This window comes from Sphingobacterium sp. NPDC055431 (genome assembly GCF_053644255.1).
This window is the reverse complement of the sequence record NZ_JBSHLH010000008.1, coordinates 99,104-119,281: the sequence shown is the minus strand read 5'-3', so window position 1 is coordinate 119,281 and position 20,178 is coordinate 99,104. Positions and strand designations below refer to the sequence as shown.

Sequence of the window (20,178 nt, the reverse complement as noted above, 5' to 3'; positions counted from 1 at the left end):
TGGTTAAAAATTAGCATTCAAACCGATAGAGAAAGTTTTCACCCCTAAGAAGCTCGCTCTTCCTGAACCTGTTTCTGGATCATAATCTGATAATCTCTTATCCGCCATGAACGTAAATGGATTATTTGAGGACGCAAACAATCTTAGGTTAGACATTTTTGCCTTTTCGATCAATTTCTTGTCGAACGTATAACCTAAGGTAATGGCACGGATCCTGAAGTAATTTCCACTGAACAACCAGAAATCTGAAGTGATATAGTTTTGCTGAGCATCACCCGTTAATGTGATACGAGGGAATGGCGCAGTTGCCGAGTTGTTCTCCTCTGTCCAACCTTGCAACCATTCTTTTTTGATGTTACCACCGTTGAAGAAAGGATGTGCAGCCTCTTGCTCAAAGTATGTTTTCACACCTCCTACACCGTAGGTAAGTACGTTCAGGTCAAATCCTTTGTATGATGCATTCACGGCAAAACCGTAGTTGAACCAAGGCACATCATTACCTAAGATCGTTCTGTCTTTCGGATCTAATACACCATCACCATTCACGTCTACATATTTGATGTCTCCAATCTTGGAGTTACCAGCAATGCTTTTTTGGCTAGGGTGGTTGTCGATTTCCTCCTGAGAGGTGAATAGACCTGCTGATTTATAACCATAGTAATCACCAACTGATCCACCAACGCGGTTGATGTAATAACCACTCACGATTTCATCTCTACCTGTACCTAGGTTAATGATTTCGTTCTTGATCTTAGAGATGTTTCCTGAGATCGAGTATTTGAACTCCTCGCCAACTTGACCATTATAAGTGGCAATAACCTCAATACCTTTGTTCTTGGTTTCACCTTGGTTAAAGTAAGCTGCTGTTCCCCATCCTGAAGTAGCCAAGAAAGTAGGTTGCAACAAGATTCCTTTTGTGTTCTTGATATAGTATTCAGCAGTCAAATTAACCTTGCCATTGAATAAAGTAGCGTCCAAACCTACGTTTGATTGATATACTTTTTCCCAAAGGGCACCTCTGTTTACCGCTGCTGTCTGTAAAGCACCGTCAACCGGCACACCATCAAAGCTGTATAGTGAACTGATCCTGATCAAGTTGAAGTAGTTACCGATTGCAACCGCATCTTGGTTACCCAATGAACCCCATGAACCTCTTAATTTCAAGGCATCAATCCAGTTCACGTTTTGCATAAACTGCTCCTTATCAATACTCCATCCTGCTGAAATAGAAGGGAACACTGCTCTACGTACCTCTGGTGCAAAGCGTGAAGAATAATCTATACGAGCGTTTGCTTCGAATAGGTATTTCTCTTGATAGTTATAGTTGAAACGACCAAAGAATGAACGGATAGACCACTCATCTTGAATCGTTCTATTCGCTAGTCCGGTTCCATCGCTACTTACGTCAGTCTGTGCGGAAGAACCATTGATGATAGTTTCTAGATCGTTGTTCACAAAGTTTTTACGACCTAAGAATGCTTCTCTATATGTGTTAGACTCCTGGGTGACACCGGCAGTAATCTTACCATAGTGATCATCAAAACGTCTTTCATAATTTGCCAATGCCTGAAGCAATAATTCTTCACGTTTACCCCAGTATTCTTTCATCTCATTGATAGGAACTGCTGTAGACGGTAGAGGCTTTTGCGTTAAGAAGTCCGTCAATGGATCCAGTCTATTGATGAAATCCCAGCTATTGGTATTTGTATATTTCAAGGATACCAATCCATCCAATGAGAAACCTTCAAATGGAGTCAAAGAGGCATTACCTGCCAATTGCAAGTAATTGTCCCTGTTTCTTCCCTGTCCAGCTTCTTGGATATTTCTCAATTGGTTGTTCTTTGCGATGGTTGCATTGGTTACACCATTTGAAATGGTTCCATACTCCCCATTGGACTGCTGCATTACCGTCATAGGCAATGCTCTACCCATTTCAACCCAACTGATTTCACCACCTTGACGGTCATAATCCTGTTTTAAGAAAGAGATATTGGTTCCAATTTTCAATAGGTTTTCAATCACGTCACTCTGCGTATTCAACTTGATGTTGATACGGTCCTGTTTCATTCCGGGAACGATAGAGTTTTGATCGAAATAATTTAAGCCTAAATAGTAGTTGGCCAATTTTCCTGGCGCATTGACATTTAAGTTAACATCTCTTTGTGGAGCAGATTGGTCTATGATCTCGTCAAACCAATTGGTATTCGGATACATGTCCTTATCAGAACCTGATCTATATTTTTCAATGATATCATCGGTAAAGATCGTTTGCTTGCCGGCATTTTTCATAGCACGGTTGTACAGTTCGATATATTCCAATGAATTAGCAAAGTTTGGCAGGAAAGTCGTGCTTTGCCAACCTTGGTTTGCGGAAAATCCGATGATAGCACGTTCACCGCCACCACGTTTTGTCGTTACCAAGATAACGCCGTTTGCTGCACGGGAACCATAAAGAGAAGCTGATGCTGCATCTTTCAACACCGACATGCTGCTGATATCTGCAGGGCTGATTGCTGCAAATTCCGCTCCTGATGCAGGGATACCATCGATGATGTACATCGGTCCTGGAGAACCTAGGTTTGAACGTCCGCGGACGGTTAAGGTCGCATTGTTACCTTTTTTAGGAGCCATTGGTCTACTGATAACCGTAATACCTGGCGAAACCCCTTGCAATGCATTCTGTAATGAGGTTACTGGGCGCTCCGCTAATTGTTTTGGCGTTACGGAAGCCACCGAACCTGTTAAGTTCACTTTCTTTTGGGTACCAAAAGCAACCACGACAACCTCGTCAATATCTTGGTTAGAAGAGCTTAATTGTACATTGAGGGTAGTCGACTCTACTACTTTTTCTTGGCTTGCATAGCCTATTGCAGTAAAGACTAACGTCTCTCCGAGGGGTACTTGGATCGAAAACCTACCGTTTTCATCTGTTGAAGTCGCAACTCTGGAATTGTTCTTCAGTGTTACGGTGGCTCCAGCTAGTGGTCCGTTTTCATCCGAAACCGTACCATTTACAGTTTCTTGATTTTGAGCAAACAAAGGGCTTACGTCAAACTTAGGCGTTGTGGCAAATCCATAATTCGGCATGGTGATTCCGAGTATAAGAGCTGTAGCTAAGTGGTAAGATTTGTTTACTAATAATTGCTTAGTAAACCTTTTTTTCATTATTAACAGTTATTATTATAAAGTTTAGATTGGTTTAAAATAATTATTAAATTAATGTTGCTAAAATATTACCTGCACTCAAACGTTTGCGTATTTTATGCAATCGGTTGCTTTAATAATGAAATTAATTTAATTTTAAACTAAATATTATACATACCCCTAACTGCTAAAACCATAACCACCTATATATCAACAAAAAGCTGATTTATCGCGCTAGAATTCTGATTTTGAAAGAGAATGCTAAAAAAGAAAACTGAAAACTGCTAATTTGCTAATCTTTTGGGAAAAATAGTTTCATTTTTTGGGACTCATTCGAGACTCATTCGAGACATATTCGAGACTCATTCGAGACACGCTCGAACTGGTCTTTCCCAATCTCAGATGTTTCTCGAACATCTCTCGAATATGCCTCGAATGAAACCCCTATTTTTGACAAAAAAAGGCTTAGCAATACCGCCTTTTATTTACTTCTTATTGAAGGTTAATTCCTTGAAGGAATTCTCATTTTTAAAATGGTCATCCACCCAGGTAGGCTTCAGTTTAAATTGAGTTCCAGAAACAATATTGAGCGTTCCTTTCATGATGGAATTTCCCTTAAAGAACAATTCCATGGTTCCTGAATTTGAACTTTGACCGGTATATTTCCAAGATCCTAAGGTCTTGATGGTTTCCCCGTCCACTGGTCTCCATCCTGGGGTTGCTCCACCTGAGCCAAGATAGGTAATCGGATAGAAATTGATAGATCCATTCGAATTTAACTCATAGACTTGGCTTACCATTTTAAAATTTCCGTCCTGCGCCGCTATGGCTTCCCACTTACCAACTAAGGGCTTGTAGACATCTTCGGCTTTTTGCATATTGGAATATTTGCGGCCGCGATCAAAGCCAAATTGGTCCTTTACAGAACCATTGGGGTTGTAAACGGTAAAGTCTCCGTCCAATTCGCCAATGGAGTAAGCTCCCTGTGCCAGGGGTTTATCATTGGACGCCCAAAGGGCCTTGCCATGAAACATGTAGGTATTGGTGTTTTCAAGCTCGGAAACATTTACGGCAAAATGCAATTGATTGTTATCTACGCGGTAGTATTCGTAAAAGAAAAGCAGAACCGGTGTCCCCTTGAAATATTTGCGGTCTTCCCAGTAATTGCCGGTCTCGTCATCATTAGGAACGATGTCCCTACCCAGCAAATCTCTTTTTAGGTAGTAGACTGCCTTACTCTTTTCTACCTGTCTTAGGTTCTTGTCCACATATACCTTATCCTCATTTTTCACATATTCTCCAAAGGTGGCAAAACTGGTGTCGAAGCCCAGCTGTAGGTCAGGTTGGACTTGATTATCCGGACTTGCATTGGAATCTTTGGAGCAAGACATCAGTTGCAGCAACATGGGCAACATCAGGAATACCCAAAGCTTAGGCTGCATAATTTTTAAAGCTTTCATATCAGTGCGATTAGTGTACCATGGATTGGATACAAGTATGAAATTAGAGCTTTCAAAAGATTATTTTATTATATAAAGCCTTCAATAGCTGACACATTTATATAATTTGATTAGGCTTTTTCGATAAATTAAATAGGCTAGAAAAAAGAAAAGCGAGCATTGCGCTCGCTTTCCAACCATCTATATAATAACTAACAAACCAGCTATTCTCAGTAAAAATCTAAGGTCTTACAGGTCTTTCAGCGGTGTAGCCGGTTCCACCTTTGATCCATTTTGCGGCCTCTCCGGTTAACCACAGATAATGATCCGTTGGTAGATCATTCTCAATGCCAACAAACCTATACACATCTCCATTTAATGGCGTATCCTTTTCTCTTGCAGATTTAAAAATGGCTGTCCCTTCATCGATTTCATCAAACATTGCAACATACAGAGACATAGCCCCCGCTGAAATTACACTGGACATCTGCTTCCAGATAAAATCACCCTTCAGTCTTGGGAACTCGTGATAGATATTAGGGTTATTCCGCAAGTTCCCCCAACTAAACCCTGGGAAAACCAATGGCACATAGTCTACCTTGTTCTGTGCTGCCCATTGCATGTCTTCACGTACGATATTTGGATTGAAGTCGTGCATTTTGTAACGACCAACTGCCCATGGCATGATGATATCTGCTTTTTTGATCAAGGCATGAAGCGCAGGATTTGGTTCTGTATCAATATCTAGCGTACGCCAGTTATACGGGACACCCAACATGATCGATACTTTCTTTTCACCAGCCTTCAATTTATCAACCAACTTATCCACATCTTGAATGCTATATTTACGTTTGTCATTAAAGCCTACTCCCCAAATGGACATCAGCGGTTTGCCATTGTGCCACAGGTAAGTTGGATTAGCTTCTTTGTCATAAAGCTTATGGGTTTCCACCAGTTCCTTCCAATCTTGTTCCAAATCCGCAAAGTCTTCAGGCACAGATCCACTCAGATCATACATGATGCTGATGGCACGACCATATTTTTTAGCTGCTTTCAAAGCACTGGTCAAGACCTTGTTGAAATGGGCTTTGCCTGAAGGGTTGCTTGGTTTTACCTCGCCCAGGAAGCGCTGCATGTGCACTCCATCGATTCCATAATCCTTCATCCATTTAAAATGTAGGTCAATGGTTTCCTCATCATTGGAACTGAATAGATAGGCATCGGACCCGTCAGCAAACTTGAAAGGAGACTTATACTTCTTGGTATATTCGGTCATATCTGGCCAGAAATCCACCGAGGTCACCCCAGGTGCGAAAACATTGTTATCGCCCTGATAATGGTACCAGCCTCTATTGGCGCCATCACCTTCCGCATTGAACCAGCCTTGGTAGCCCGCCATCACCAATCCTTCATACTTCGGGTACAATAAACCGGAAGTGTCGTAGCCATCTGTGGAATCTACGGGATTAGGTTTTTCGGGTTCTTCCTTTTCTTGATTGGTCGTTGTCTTCGAACAGGCACTGAACATCCCAATGATTAGGGCTAGCAGGACCATGTTTAATCTTTTCACATTAAATGTCATAGCATGTAATTTTATTTGATTAGCAATTATTAATTAATCCATTCTGTCCTTAAGGGACCTTTATCTCAACTACTTCTGAATAGTTGAACTTTTCAAATGTATCACGAACTTTTGCTCCCATACGGAAGTAATAGGTGTATCCGGATTTCAAAGGTATATCATTGATGGTATAGGTTTCTTTGCCAATACCATTAGACATATTACCGATTTCTTCCCAGTTTTTATTGATCAGAATCCTAAATTCATCTTTGTAATAGGCCTCGATGCGGCTACCTGCACCACAATATGGCGTCAAGCTCAGGAATGGACGCACCTCGATCACCTGAGGCAATCCTTGAGGAATTGGGGCCTCCAAGGTACAGGAAACATCAATTTTATTTCCTTCCTTCAATACAAATTTTGCATTTTTTATCTTCAGATATGGGGTCACATTGAAGTCTTGGTTACCGGATCCACTCAGTTTGAAATCTGTAACAATATCTGCTGGCCAAAATGCCCCAGCATAAGGTTGCATGGAGTAAGTCGCTGAAAACAGTTTATTGTTGATAAAGGATCCATCCTGCTTCACGGCAAGGTCTTGGGGAGCAGGGTTCTCGCCATAACTGGTCTCCAATAGACGGATGGCAAATTCCCCAGGCCCAGTTAAAAAGGTCTGCCCCGTAGTTTTGTCCAATACCTTTCCAGAAAGGGTGGCATTGGGCGCTTCAAAATTATCGATATCTGCACAGGAACTCAGCCAAAGGACAGGGAGCACCGTGAATAGTAAGAATATCTTTTTCATTGTCATTCTCATTAGATTAATAAATAGGATTCTGAGGATATAAATTTGGATTCTTGTTCAACTCTCCACCTGGAAGTGGTTCGTAATACCATTTCTTCTCAAAATTGAAGGTCTTGTTCCAAGGCTCTCTTTCTTTGATAAAGATGTAAGAATTGATCCTTTCGCCGTTTGGCTTGTATTTCAACTCATCCAATACCAAATAAGGCATGAGTGAATTCGGCACGAAATTGTTCAGTTCCACATCCGCAATTCTCCATCTTTTGATATCCCACCAGTGATGGTTTTCAAAGCATAGCTCCCTTTCTCTTTCCTCTCGGATAAACTGCAGGTTGCCATCCAATGGATAACCATATTTATTGATGTTGGCAGCTGTAGGGTTGTATGCGTAAGGTTTAGCACCAGCGCGATCACGGACCTTGGCGATATAGGTAAAAGCTTCCGCTTTCAAGGCTTCATTGGATTTCAACAAGCCTAATTCATATGCCGCTTCTGCCTTGTTCAGCATAATTTCAGCCAAACGGATAACCTTCCAAGGCTGGGTACTGCTATAAAACTTAACCTCCTTGGTGGACATTTTGTAGTTGATGTATTTACGGACATAGAACCCAGTACGGCTATTATTTGCATGCCCGTCTTTCCACATACCATGCTCTCCGGTGACTCCAATCTTGGTTCCCTTATACGTGTACTGTGTATTTTTCGGGCCGGCCAAGATTCTGTTGGCTTCACTGTTGATAGGAGCTGAATTGGAACCCATCTGCGCATCGCTAGCTTTGCCAGGAAAAGAGACATAAAGCCCACGCAACATATCAAAGCTTCTCTTTTCGGCACCTTCACGTAGTTCCATTCCAGAGAAATAAACGGTTGCACGGAGACGAGGTTCTGCATCTGCATATAAGGCTTTGCGATCGGTATATCGGATAGGTGTACCAGAAGCATCATTAACCGGCAATTCGCCAAACAGTTCAACGATATTGTAAACTGGATAAGCCATAGATTCTGCATCACTTGAAAAGGTTGGGTTAGGGAGCAAAGTCGCATCATAACTATGTTTCAAGCGGGTTCCATAAGGTGCCGTAATATTGTACTGTTTGATCAAGATGTCTTCAGGACTGTTATCATCGATAAACACGTCAACATAGTTCATCTCCTTGTCTTCTGGTTTCTTGTTGTATAAAGAATAAGGTCCATTAAGCACTACTGTTGCAGCATCATAAGCTTTTTGATAGAACCATTCAGCTTCCTGTCTTGGGATACCGACAAAGCCTTTGCTTGCTGCATCACCCTGCAAATTGGAGTAGAAACCATATTTGGCAACGCTCGCCGCATATAACATTGCACGGGACAATAAGGCCGCCGCTACATACTTATTCGCCCTCCCTTTCTCAGAGGTACTGGACATGTTATCTACAGCAAACTGTAGGTCTTCTTGGATGAACTTATAGACATCTGCTTCTTTGTTTCTCGGAACCAATAGGGTTTCCTTTTCCGCTTGCGGATCTTGGACATCTTTTACGATTGGCACTCCACCATAGCGCTTTACCAATGCGAAGTAAAAGAATGCCCGCAGAAAGTGAGCTTCGCCAAGGATATTATTATATCCATCCTCAGAAAAGTTCTCTTTGTAGGTCGGCAATCCTGCAATAAAACCATTGACGTTCCGGATCCGGTCATAAGGCCAATAGCCAAAACCTTGAGCACCAGCAACGCCCCAGAACTGTCCGGTCATCTCTCCAGATATAGCAGCCAAGATATCGGAGTTCACCCAATAATTGTCCCAACGGAAACCTCTTTCAGGGTGGTAAACAAAGTCTTCGATGGGAAGATGGCTATAAATTCCGGAAACAAATTTCCTAGCTCCATCTTCATTTCCGTATAAGGCTTTCTCGTCCAATACACCTAGAGGTTCAAGGTCCATCTTGCGACAGGAACCCACTAAAACCAGTAGGAGGACAGCCAATATTTTTGATAATGTAGTTTTCATAATGTCAATTAAACTTAGAATTTAATGGATGCACCAATGTTATAGGTCTTGTTCAATGGGTATTTGTAGGTATCCACCATGTGTGATGATGAGCCTCCTTCTGACCCCGGGTGTTCAGGATCTGAATATTTCATCCCCGTCCAGGTCATCAGGTTATATCCACTAACATAAAGTCTGAAGCTCTTCACTTTAATGGACTCCAACCATTCTTTCGGGAAGGTATAGCCCAGTTCCAAGGTTTTCAACCTGAGGTACGAAGCATCTTGGATAGCACGGGTACCCTCGGCCATTGGGGATCCTGTAGAAGGATAGTAACCTGAAATCCATTGTGTGTTTGGATTGAAGAGGTCTGCAATAGGGTCTACCGGTCTCCAACGATCCAAGAATTGGGTCAATGCTCCTCCTTGGAATTGCAATGGCGCGGCTAGAACCTCTGTATAACGGGTATAGACTTTATTTGCTCCTTGGAAGTTCATCGATAGGTCTGCCCCTCTCCAGGATGCACCGATATTGAAACCATAATTGATCAATGGCATATTGAAGGTTGCAATCGGGTGGTCATCATTTCCATTGACAAAACCATCGCCATTCCAGTCTTTGTAATAGTAATCGCCTGGCAAGGTTCCACTACCGACCTGTGTTGGGTGATTATAGATCTGTTCGTAAGAGCCGAACTGACCTACATATTCATTACCCCACCAAATATCCTTGTAGCGGTCTGCATAGCGGTTTCTCCAATGGTCGTAGGAGTTTCCTGCAGGGGATTCGATCCTGTTTTGGAATTGGCTCTTGGTGGTTGAAACCTGTGCATTCACAAAATAATTGAAGTCGTTGATCTGATTGCGGTGGGTCAAGGAAACCTCGTAACCAAAGGTACGGTCGCTTTCCAGGTTTTCCTGAGGCAGGTTTGCTCCTACAGTTCCCGGAATCAGGTCCAAGCGGGTGGCCAATAGACCATCGCGATATCGATTGAAGTAGTCGAAGGTCATGCCAAACAGACCATTCCATAAATCGACATCCAGACCAATATCGGCAGTTTTGGAGGTATACCAGGTTAGGTTCGGGTTAGGAATAGCAGTTGGCAAGGCGCCACTAACGATATCCTGTCCAAAGATCCAGCCCAGGTTATTCGGATCCAATGCAAATCCGACAAAGGTGGAAGGGTAGTTACCAGCGGAACGGTCATCCCCAAGGACACCATAGGAACCACGGATTTTTAAGTTGTTTATAAAACTGAAGTTGTCCTTGATAAAGTTTTCCTCACTGATCCTCCATCCCACTGAAGCTCCAGGGAAGAAACCCCAGCGTTCATTTTTAGGAAATTTGGAAGAACCATCATAACGGAAACTGAATTCAGCTAGGTATTTCCCTTTAAAATCATAATTGAATTTACCCACAAAACCTCTTGCGGTACGCTCGCCAATACCTTCCATATCGGCCAATTGGTTTTTAGCCTCTCCAGCAAAAAGGTATTCGGAATTGACCTTGATCTCGCGTTGGGCGTAGAAACTATCCCATTTGTTGTATTCTTCAACGAATAATAGTAATCCGGAAACATTATGCCCTACTCCAAAGGATTTGTTGTAGTTCAAGGAGAACTGCATCAGCGTATGGGAATCTGGATAGGCAGAACGGCGTACGGACGATGGAGAGTTTTTCTCGTGGGCATCATAGCGTTCTGGTGTTATGACTTCGCCATTCGGACCCAATACTGCTGGTGTGTAGCTGTACAATGGGTAAGATTTTTTGAAATCCGTATTATCGGTGTATTTGAAATCATAGTTATAGGTACCTTTCGCGACCAATCCATCTACATACGGGATTTTGTACTCCAAGGAAAGGATACTATTGAATTGTTTTCTCAAGAACTTTCTATAACCGGTTTGTGCGGCATCCGTTACGGAGACAGGATGTTCGTTGTCGATCATGTCAAAGTTCGGGTACATCGGGTTATTGTTCAGGAAGATTGGGATATCTGGTCTTTGTCGCCAAGCTTGCTTATAAACTGCCCACATATCTGTTCTAGGCTGATTGGTCTCATCGGCATAGCCACCAAGGTCCAAGGAGGCTTTTAGGCGATCCGTGATCTTGACATCTACATTGGAACGGAAGTTATAGCGATTGTAGTTTAAGCTCTTGCTTTTGTATGAACCCATCTGGTCCATGTAACCTAAGTTGAAAAAGTAATTCACCTTTTCAGAACCTCCATTGACGGTCAGGTTATGTTGTTGTTGCGGCGAGGTTTTATCAAAAGCCGCGTCAAGGAAGTTGGAAGACTGCTTAGTACCGTCTTCATATTCTTTGATGCTGGCATCGTCCCATGTCGCGGGCAATTTGTTCGGGTAGTTGTTATTGAAATTTCTCCAAAGCTCTTCGTTCCTCAAGCGTCTGAAGTCGGCTGCACCGACCGTATTGGGTACATACAGGAACTGTTGGAAACCACGGTTATAGGAATAGCCGATTTCGAAACCTTGATCTGCACTGGCTCCCCTGCGGGTGGTCACGAGCAATACCCCATTCGCTGAACGAACACCATAGACCGCAGCGGATGCATCTTTCAAAACAGATACGCTTTCGATCTCATTGGCATCCATTCTGGATAGATAATCCTTGTCTCTAGGGATACCATCGACAACGATCAGGGGCTCGCCCATACCGCGGATATCGATATTGGATTCAAAAGCTCCAGGCTGTCCGGTCTGTTGGGTGATACGGACCCCCGGAAGCTTGCCCGTAAGCATGTTTACGACGTTTTCATTTTTGGTAATCGTAATCTCCTTATTGGTCACAGAGGATACGGCTCCAGTAAGGGTCGCTTTTTTCTGCGTTCCATATCCAACCACCACGACATCTTCCAAGGTGGTATTGTCATTCGGCAATTCGATCTGAATATTGGAATTGTTCTCGACTAGGACTTCTTGGCCAAGGTAGCCCACATAAGAAATAACCAAGCGGTCACCCGGAGAAACGGCAATGGAAAACAAGCCTTGGGAGTCCGAGGTGGTACTGATGCCGGTCTTGGTGTTTTTGATGGTCGCCCCAGCTAAAGGTTTTGAGTCGGTTGATTTTACTGTACCATTGACATTCCTTTGCTGACCGAATACGGTGCCTAAGGATAACGTCAAGACTGGTACTATCGCCAATCGCCAGGATAATTGTTTGAATCGCCTGCCCCAATAGGATGAGCAGGAATTGATGATTTTTAATCCCATAATTTAATTTGTTGAAAATTGGTAGTCACTCTTGATGTCGCCATCAAGTATTAAAATAGGTGTCGATACGACCTTTGGTTTCTAAAACCGAAGGCTCCAGTTGGATTAGGTATCAGGCAGGATAAAGGTTTCTTGCTTTCGTCTCATCGTTTATAAATTGATTATGAAACAAGATTAATTTGGAGACTATAACAAAGCATTAATAAAACATTAATGGACTGGAAATAAAAAATAAAGCACTGAAATTCAGTACTTTATTTTTTATTAATATTTTACTTTATACAATTTCCCGGTAGGTCCGGTTATAGGATTCATCGTATAATTGCTGATAGACTTGGGAAAAGTTCTCGAAACATTGGTGGGCTAGGCTGTGGTAACCTCGCTGTACGAGTGCTCTACATTTATAGACCATGGCCTCTTCGTGGACAGAATCAAAATGGAAGATTCGATTGGCAATTTCAATGATGGTCTCGGAATCCTTTTCAAAGTCCAAGTTTTTCATCAGGCTGGACAATAGTCCGGTTGCATGAATGGACACCTCATCCTTGATACCATCTAGCCACTCATAATCTGTATCGAACATGAAACCTCCTTTTTCAAGGATTTTGAGCAATCGGTCTATTTCCTGTCTATCTAAGTTTTCAGATTTATTGAAGAGATACATAAAGTCGGAGAAGTCGATATGGACATCTTCAATGCTTTCAATACTCCAATAGCCGCTTTTTTTGGATATTTTCATCTCGCCTAATTGCTCCAATAGGGCATTGATCTTGGCGATATTTACCGATCTATTGTTGGTTGCACTGGAGGTGGATTTATCGGACCAGAATATTTCCATTAATTTCTCGGAGCTGACTCCCCTGCCACGATAAATGGTGTAGACCACAAACATGGTCAGCAACTCTTTCAGTAAAGGCGAGAACTGCTTGGTGATCTCGTCGCCCTGCTGATCAAAGATCTGAATATCGCCTCGGAAGAGATTGATGGTGGCTCTATCGATCTTGCTGTTTTTTGGAGCTGTTTCTTTTAGAATAGGGGCCAATACTGGGCTTTCTTCCTTATCCTTGCGTTCAACCGATGGATTCTTTTGGGTTTCTGGAGTTTTTCTATTCGTTTTTTTAAGCCAGAATAGTAATCCTAATCCGGCCAAGGTGGCCAATCCACTTAACCAGATCCAATTGTTTGATTTAGCCTTGGCACTGCCTTCCAAGATCTGGTAGGGCAGAGCTGGCGCCAATAGACTGTAGATGCGAACTCGGCTCTGACTCAGCGCACTATCATAAAACAATGTGACGGCAACAAATCGGTTGGAGGCCTTGGAATAGAAGAAATCTCCAAATGATTTGATGTCGTGAAAATCAAAAGGAATGGTACTTCCCAATTCCTGAAGGTTCTTTCCGTCTTTGGACATCGCTACGAGCTGTAAGAAAGACTTGAACTTATTCCTAGGGAACATGAGTCCATACATGGTATCGGATGCCTCATCCATGACCAAAGAATTGGCCCATACCGCTTCGGGAATAGGAAATTTGATTTCCCCTAGCGTCTTGAAGGTTTTGGAATTGACGTCCATCAAGACGAAATCATTGGAAATCTTTGGGTTCAGCATCTGGTCGCCCGTGGTACTACCATAACCGCCCAATAGGTAAACAGCACCCTTATCAACCCCCATAGCGCCTAAGTAATGCGGAAACAAAGGGTCTCCGGCATAGGATAGGCTATCCCATGAATTACTGGGAATGTGGTATTTGTGGATGGCGCTCTTGTATCTGAAATGTCCATATCCAGCCACCATATAGATGCTGGAATCTTTTGCGGAATAAAATTTATTGAAGGACAGGTAATGCGTTCCGTGTGCAGGATGTTGGAAGGTTTGGGACCAGGTCCTTGTCAAGGTATCAAATGCGGATACCAGCTTTTGATCGATGGAGATATTGAGGACCTTCCCTGAGCTTGGATCAAACAAGGATTGGCTTCCATTAACCATGTAAAGAGGCCCATTCAAGTAAGGCCATGAAGTACTGACCGTTGCTCCTAGATTAGTCCGAACCAAGGAGTCTTCGGATACGATGTATACACTTTCATTTTTTTGGTCAAAGGCAACACTAGCCTGTCCGGAAACATAGAATTCATTTTCAAGTCGCCATTCTTGCCGTTGCCTCTTGATCCATGAAGGGTTTTTTGAAAAGGCCTTTAAAGAGCCTTGATCGTCCCTTGCCGTATTGCCAGTTATTTCATCCAGCTTCCAATGATGGCAAAGTTTTTCATCGCAAGATATCTGTACATCCTTGATCCGCATTGGCGGAAGGTCGGAGCTCTGAAAGAATTTGTAGTCATTGAAACCAAATAGCAATTTAAAGGCAGATCGGCCCTTTAAATCCATTTGATGGGTGAAGCTGTTCTTCGCAGTGGATAGGACTAAACTTCCTTTTTCCTTATCAAGTAAGATCTTGATTTTGGTCCATTGATAGAAAAGCTCGTTTTTGGGTATATCAAAATTGATGTCCGTGAATTTATCCCCAACCACCAATTTAAAGTGCCTTCCATTATCTTGCCTACGGTCATAGATGAGATCGATGTTCAATTGCTCATCCAATATGAGGCGGAAGATATATCCGAAATAATCTTGCTGATAAGGTTTAAATTGAATATCAAAGGTCAATTCCGTATGCTTCGCAAGCTCAATTGATTCCTCTGTACCGATCGAAAGGCTCGTCCGCTTATCCAGCTCCTTTTCATGACTGGAAAATTCTAAACCATACTGGCCATAAGACTCCTGACAGAATAGAATGAGTACAAAAACATATATGGTAACAAGTATCTTAAAAAATAAACGTCTCACTATTTAAATTGGCTAGCTAGTGCAAAATGTGAATTAGCAAAATGTAATTTACTTCATATTCGCTGAATAGCAAAAGAGTTTTTAAGCAAAATTTTTAATTTCATGGAAGAATACCATTTTTAAAGAATAAAATTCATTCAATTAATCCATTGACTTCTATTGTAAAAATTAGCATCTGCAAGTTTATTTCCCAGAAAAGAAGGTTCGCTTTACAGTTTATATAAATTTTATTTAGCTAATAATCAAAAGGTTATTAACTATTTTAAATAAAGTCTACAATATTAGTAGACTTTATTTAAATATACTCTTTACATTTGTTTTGTAAAACAAACGACAGTCATAATGAAGAGCAAGAAATCAACCCTCAAAACCTTAACAAAAAACAACAGCAACAATAAGCAACGTAAGTTCAGCATTGAATCTGAACGAATGTGCAGCGAAATTATCTTCCCCCAATAGGATTAAAGCGGGAATTGAAAAACATTTCCGCTAATCCATTCTTTTAAGGCTCCTGTTGACCGGGAGTAACTATCAACCCTAATACTTATTTCATGAATTTTAAGAAAACTTTTAGCTTTCTAAGCCTTGCTATTGCCTTTTTTGTAAGCAACAACGGCATCATAGCACAAGAAATACCCCAAGCGATCATCAATGCCACCCTAAGAGGTACCGTTTTGGACTCCATCAGTGGAGAACCTATTCCTGATGTGACGTTACAGCTGGACGGTGTAACTCACCAAGTGAAAACGGATGAAAATGGTGAATTCCACTTTGTTACTGGACAAAAACTACCTTTTAAGCTTATCATATCAAGGATAGGCTATCAAAAGAAACGGATATCAGTCAACCAATCTCCTGCGACCATCCTTCTAAAGCCGAGCCTGGAAAAACTGGACCAGATTGTGGTGACCTCCAGGAGACGGAAGGAACAGATTCAGGATATCCCGATTCCGATAACGACCATAAATGCAGCAACCATAGATGATGCTTCGGCATTCAACGTCAATAGGATCAAGGAACTTGCCCCCACTGTCCAGCTTTATGCTTCCAACGCCAGAAATACGACACTCAATATTCGAGGTCTGGGTTCTACCTATGGCTTGACCAATGACGGCATTGATCCCGGTGTTGGATTCTATTTAGATGGTGTTTATCTGGCTAGACCTGCGGCAACTTGGTTGGATTTTATCGATATAGAACAGGTAGAGGTGTTACGTGGGCCGCAAGGCACCCTTTTTGGGATGAACAGCACTTCAGGAGCTTTTAATGTAACATCAAAACCCGCAGAATTCACTCCGGCAGCGAACTTTGAATTGAGTTATGGAAATTATGGTTTCCTGCAAGGCAAGGCATCCCTGACAGGTCCGATCAGCAATAAATTAGCTGCCCGAATTTCCTTCTCAGGAACCCAAAGAAACGGCACCCTGTATAATGTCCATACCAATCGAGCGATGAATAACATGAATAACTTAGGCCTCAGGGCACAATTGCTCTATAAGCCGAATGATAGAGTCAACATCAGTCTTGCAGCCGACAAGAGCATTCAAAAGCCTGATGGTTATGGCTGGGGCATAGCGGGAGTGGTTGAAACACAGCGCGCAGATTATCGCCAATTCAATGCTATTATCAAAGATTTAGGGTATGAACAACCCTATCAAAACGCCTTTGAAAGAAAGGTTGATCTAAACACGCAGTCAAAAGCTGACAATGAACTGGGAGGTATATCCTTGAATGCTGATATTAAAATAGGGAATGGAACCCTAACATCTACGACAGCTTGGCGCTATTGGAAATGGGTCCCATTGAATGACAGGGATTATATTGGTCTACCTGTGTTTACCATCTCTGCCGGTAATTCGGCCCACGATCAATACTCCCAAGAGTTTCGTTATTCAGGAAAAATAAGGGAAAACATCGATCTGGTGGTTGGGCTATTCGGATTATATCAAGATCTGAGGACAGACCCGGTCCATACCGAAGAGGCTGGATCTGCGCTCTGGCGATTTGCCAAGAACAGCAACAGCGACCTGTGGAGTACTCCGGGATTGTTTGACAACTTTGGAATCAAGACCAAATACGGCATCAAAACAACAAGCTTGGCCGCTTATTCACAATTAGACTGGGCTATCACGGAAAAGCTCCATCTCCTTCCGGGCCTACGCTATAACTACGATAAGAAGGAGGCCAATTACGATCGAAAGACCTATGGAGGCCTACAGACTGAAGATCCAGCATTAATAGCCCTCAAAAACACTGTATATACCAACCAGTCTTTTGTTACCGATGCTTCTGCCGGCAATCTTTCAGGTCAGCTATCAGTACAATACAAGTGGAACCGAAACCTGAATGCCTTCGCAACCTATGCCATAAGCTACAAGCCTGTAGGGATCAATGTTGGTGGATTACCTACAGCCAAGGGCGAGGTGTTACTGGACCTCGCAAGGGTAAAGCCGGAAGCTGTCAACCATAAAGAAATAGGACTGAAATCAAGCCCCAGCAGAAATTCCATCCTTAACCTGACCCTTTATCAAACTGATATCAAGGATTACCAAACATTGGTGCAGACGCCAGAACCTGGAGTAAACCGAGGTTATCTAGCCAATGCGGAAAAGGTGAGTGTGAAAGGGATAGAACTGGACGGGAGCCTGCGTATAGGGAATTACCTCAGGATCAATGCCGCTGCGGCCTATACAGATGGGAAATATGTGAAATTCACAAATGCCCCGGTTCCACTGGAGGAAGTAGGAGGCCCTGAAGCTTTTAAGGACATTTCCGGAGGAAGATTGCCAGGCATTTCGAAATGGTCGACTTCCCTAGGTGCTGAACTGAGCCAAAAAGGAAGTTTGATTGGTCTGGAAGGCTCATTTTTCTTAGGATCTGACCTCTTCTATAGATCCGAGTTCTCATCGAGTCCATCCCCTTCCCAATATTTGAACATAGATGGATATGCGTTATTAAACGCCCGATTGGGATTCAAAGCGGAGAATGGAATCTCCCTGTCCATCTGGAGCCGCAACCTTACGGACAAAAACTATTACGAACAATTACTTGCCGCACCTGGTAGTTACGGGCAATATGCCGGTATCATTGCAGACCCCAGAACATACGGCCTAACCATAAGGTACAATCTGAAAAGTTTCTCTAAATAAATAGGTTATCGTTTGGACCTAGCCTACCCCAAAAGGCTAGGTTCTTTTTTACTGCCCCTTGAACCTTATGGTATAATGACCATCAAAAGGGTCTCCCTGCATCAGGCTTTCTCCGATGACCAATTTATAGGTCCCCTTTTTATCCAAGTTATACTGAACATCCTTCCCAAATGGACCATCGGTATTGTTATCCGGCAGGACAATCAGATTAAAACGGATATTCCCGGGCTTGTCGCTGTGCAATTCCGCATCGATCTGTTTAAAATCTTTACTATCAAAACTGATGGTATCAGATATTTTAGACATTTTATGAAGACTGATGGAATCCCAACTGGACTTAAGCTCTATGGCCTTCTCAGGTATATCTGTTTGGGTAGTATCTGAAGATTCAGGAACAGCTTGAACGCTATCAACTGCCGGACTATCATTATTTGTTTCTTGCTTTGGGTTATTGCAGCTTGCTAAAAATAGCGCTATTGGCACAATAAATAATATAGATTTCATTTGTTGTCGTATTATAGATTCACCGAATAGAACAACAGAAACTATTCCAAGGTTTTATAATAAAGAAAGAAGCCTCCAATAATGCTTGGAGACTCCCTCAATCAATTAAACCTACTAACTAACGATCAAGCTCTTTTACATCCATCTTTTCAACAGTTTGAATACGGGCTCTTTACCTTGATATGGTGGATAGATCATTTTAGAAAATGAGAATTTCGTTTGCTTCATAATGGCTCTTTCATGTGAAAATGCCTTAAAACCATAGAATCCATGACAGCTTCCTATACCACTGTGGTTTACCCCACCAAAAGGCAGATTAGGATTTGAGACCTGGATCAGCACATCATTGATACAGACAGACCCAGAACTGCAGTGTTTCAGCAATGTATCGGTAAAAGAATTGCTATCAGAGAAAATATACATCGCCAATGGTTTAGGATTGGAGTTGATGTGGTCTAGCACTTCCTGAATATCATTATATGGAATAACAGGTAGGATTGGACCAAATATCTCCTCCTCCATGATCTTACTTCCCTGGGCTACATTTGTGAGCAAGACTGGCGATATTGACTGATGGTCTTCGCCTTCAGCTTGCCATAATACCTTAGCATCCCGCATCAATGCATCGTCGAGGAGCCTTTCAATCCGTTGTTGGTGCCTGCTGTTGATGATCTTTGCATAACGCTTGTAATCAAGGGTACCATCTGAATAGAACAATTCCCGACAGGCTTCCTGGAATGCTTGGGTGAAAGTTTCGATGGCCCCCTGGGGAATATAGAGGTAGTCTGGCGCGATGCAGGTTTGCCCGGCATTGATCAACTTGCCCCAGGCAATTTTAAGGGCGGCCGCCTTGAGGTCATGATCCTCCGCAATGATGACCGGCGATTTACCACCTAACTCCAGCGTGACGCTCGAAAGATGCTCCGCCCCTGCTTTCATGACAATCTTACCTACCTCTGGATTGCCCGTAAAAAATATCTTGTTGAATGGCAGTTTAAGTAATTCCGTTGCCAGTTCTTTTTCTCCCAATACACATTTCACCTCCTTTTCCGGGAAGGTTTCGTTGATGAGGTCCCGGATAACTTCAGAAGTCCTCGGACTATATTCCGATGGCTTCAATATCACCGAACAGCCTGCAGCAATTGCAGAAACCAACGGACTCATACTCAACTGAAAGGGGTAATTCCAAGGAGAGATAATCAAAGAGGTGCCCAAGGATTCATACTGAATCCAGTTTTTCGACAAAAAACTGGTCAAGGTATGGGGTTTCCGCTTCTTTCTCATCCAGGAAGGAAGTCGCTTGATCGCAAAATCAATCTCACTATAGATAAAATACACCTCAGTCAAAGCAGACTCATATGCATTCTTCCGCAGGTCTGCATCCAAAGCCTCAAAAATGCGGTTCTCAAACTTTAAAATATTAGCCTTCAACCGCCGCAGCTTAGCGATGCGCACCTTAGCAGAACTCATACGAAGCTCCTGTTGATGTTCTTGCTGAACATCAAACAATTGTAGAATTGAATCATTCATTATTCTAATTC

The 20,178-nt window shown here is 42.5% G+C and carries 10 protein-coding genes; 1 reads left to right on the top strand and 9 read right to left on the bottom strand.

Going from position 1 to position 20,178, the window contains the following annotated elements:
* Positions 1 to 3: 3 nt before the first annotated feature.
* From ACWIB3_RS09545 to ACWIB3_RS09515, 7 genes are all read right to left on the bottom strand, one after another.
* Complete coding sequence (locus tag ACWIB3_RS09545; protein ID WP_185212851.1) at positions 4 to 3,165, bottom strand: SusC/RagA family TonB-linked outer membrane protein; 3,162 nt, start codon at positions 3,163 to 3,165, stop codon at positions 4 to 6.
* A 464-nt stretch (positions 3,166 to 3,629) separates the two neighbouring features.
* Positions 3,630 to 4,604 carry a hypothetical protein gene (locus tag ACWIB3_RS09540; protein ID WP_313261317.1) on the bottom strand — a complete coding sequence of 325 codons (975 nt, stop codon included), beginning with the start codon at positions 4,602 to 4,604 and terminating at the stop codon, positions 3,630 to 3,632.
* Between the two features lie 220 nt (positions 4,605 to 4,824).
* Positions 4,825 to 6,165 carry a glycoside hydrolase family 71/99-like protein gene (locus ACWIB3_RS09535; protein ID WP_313261318.1) on the bottom strand — a complete coding sequence of 447 codons (1,341 nt, stop codon included), beginning with the start codon at positions 6,163 to 6,165 and terminating at the stop codon, positions 4,825 to 4,827.
* Positions 6,166 to 6,214: 49 nt separating this feature from the next.
* On the bottom strand, positions 6,215 to 6,946 hold the full coding sequence (locus tag ACWIB3_RS09530; RefSeq protein WP_313261319.1) for a DUF3823 domain-containing protein: 732 nt from the start codon (positions 6,944 to 6,946) through the stop codon (positions 6,215 to 6,217).
* 16 nt (positions 6,947 to 6,962) lie between these two features.
* Positions 6,963 to 8,930: a RagB/SusD family nutrient uptake outer membrane protein gene (locus ACWIB3_RS09525; RefSeq protein WP_313261320.1), complete on the bottom strand. Its 1,968-nt coding sequence runs from the start codon at positions 8,928 to 8,930 to the stop codon at positions 6,963 to 6,965.
* A 14-nt stretch (positions 8,931 to 8,944) separates the two neighbouring features.
* Positions 8,945 to 12,142 (bottom strand): SusC/RagA family TonB-linked outer membrane protein, encoded by a 3,198-nt coding sequence (locus ACWIB3_RS09520; RefSeq protein ID WP_454291470.1) that lies wholly within the window; start codon positions 12,140 to 12,142, stop codon positions 8,945 to 8,947.
* 277 nt (positions 12,143 to 12,419) lie between these two features.
* A complete protein-coding gene (locus ACWIB3_RS09515) occupies positions 12,420 to 14,984 on the bottom strand; it encodes a Kelch repeat-containing protein (RefSeq protein ID WP_313261322.1) in 2,565 nt (854 codons plus the stop codon).
* Between the two features lie 551 nt (positions 14,985 to 15,535).
* On the opposite strand from ACWIB3_RS09515, the gene ACWIB3_RS09510 reads away from it, so the two are divergent.
* Entirely contained in the window at positions 15,536 to 18,133 is a 2,598-nt protein-coding gene (locus ACWIB3_RS09510; protein WP_454291469.1) for a TonB-dependent receptor, read from the top strand.
* A 48-nt stretch (positions 18,134 to 18,181) separates the two neighbouring features.
* Here ACWIB3_RS09510 and ACWIB3_RS09505 read toward each other — a convergent pair whose 3' ends face one another.
* Together ACWIB3_RS09505 and ACWIB3_RS09500 are read right to left on the bottom strand one after the other, a co-directional pair.
* Entirely contained in the window at positions 18,182 to 18,637 is a 456-nt protein-coding gene (locus tag ACWIB3_RS09505; RefSeq protein ID WP_454291468.1) for a hypothetical protein, read from the bottom strand.
* 135 nt (positions 18,638 to 18,772) lie between these two features.
* A complete protein-coding gene (locus ACWIB3_RS09500; RefSeq protein ID WP_454291467.1) occupies positions 18,773 to 20,167 on the bottom strand; it encodes an aldehyde dehydrogenase family protein in 1,395 nt (464 codons plus the stop codon).
* Between the last annotated feature and the right edge of the window lie 11 nt (positions 20,168 to 20,178).

Excerpts from the sequence above, each read along its gene's own strand:
- ACWIB3_RS09530 (WP_313261319.1), bottom strand. The coding sequence starts at position 6,946 with ATGAAAAAGATATTCTTACTATTCACGGTGCTCCCTGTCCTTTGGCTG.
- ACWIB3_RS09545 (WP_185212851.1), bottom strand. The coding sequence starts at position 3,165 with ATGAAAAAAAGGTTTACTAAGCAATTATTAGTAAACAAATCTTACCAC.
- ACWIB3_RS09520 (WP_454291470.1), bottom strand. The coding sequence starts at position 12,142 with ATGGGATTAAAAATCATCAATTCCTGCTCATCCTATTGGGGCAGGCGA.
- ACWIB3_RS09500 (WP_454291467.1), bottom strand. The coding sequence starts at position 20,167 with ATGAATGATTCAATTCTACAATTGTTTGATGTTCAGCAAGAACATCAA.
- ACWIB3_RS09505 (WP_454291468.1), bottom strand. The coding sequence starts at position 18,637 with ATGAAATCTATATTATTTATTGTGCCAATAGCGCTATTTTTAGCAAGC.
- ACWIB3_RS09535 (WP_313261318.1), bottom strand. The coding sequence starts at position 6,165 with ATGACATTTAATGTGAAAAGATTAAACATGGTCCTGCTAGCCCTAATC.
- ACWIB3_RS09510 (WP_454291469.1), top strand. The coding sequence starts at position 15,536 with ATGAATTTTAAGAAAACTTTTAGCTTTCTAAGCCTTGCTATTGCCTTT.
- ACWIB3_RS09540 (WP_313261317.1), bottom strand. The coding sequence starts at position 4,604 with ATGAAAGCTTTAAAAATTATGCAGCCTAAGCTTTGGGTATTCCTGATG.
- ACWIB3_RS09525 (WP_313261320.1), bottom strand. The coding sequence starts at position 8,930 with ATGAAAACTACATTATCAAAAATATTGGCTGTCCTCCTACTGGTTTTA.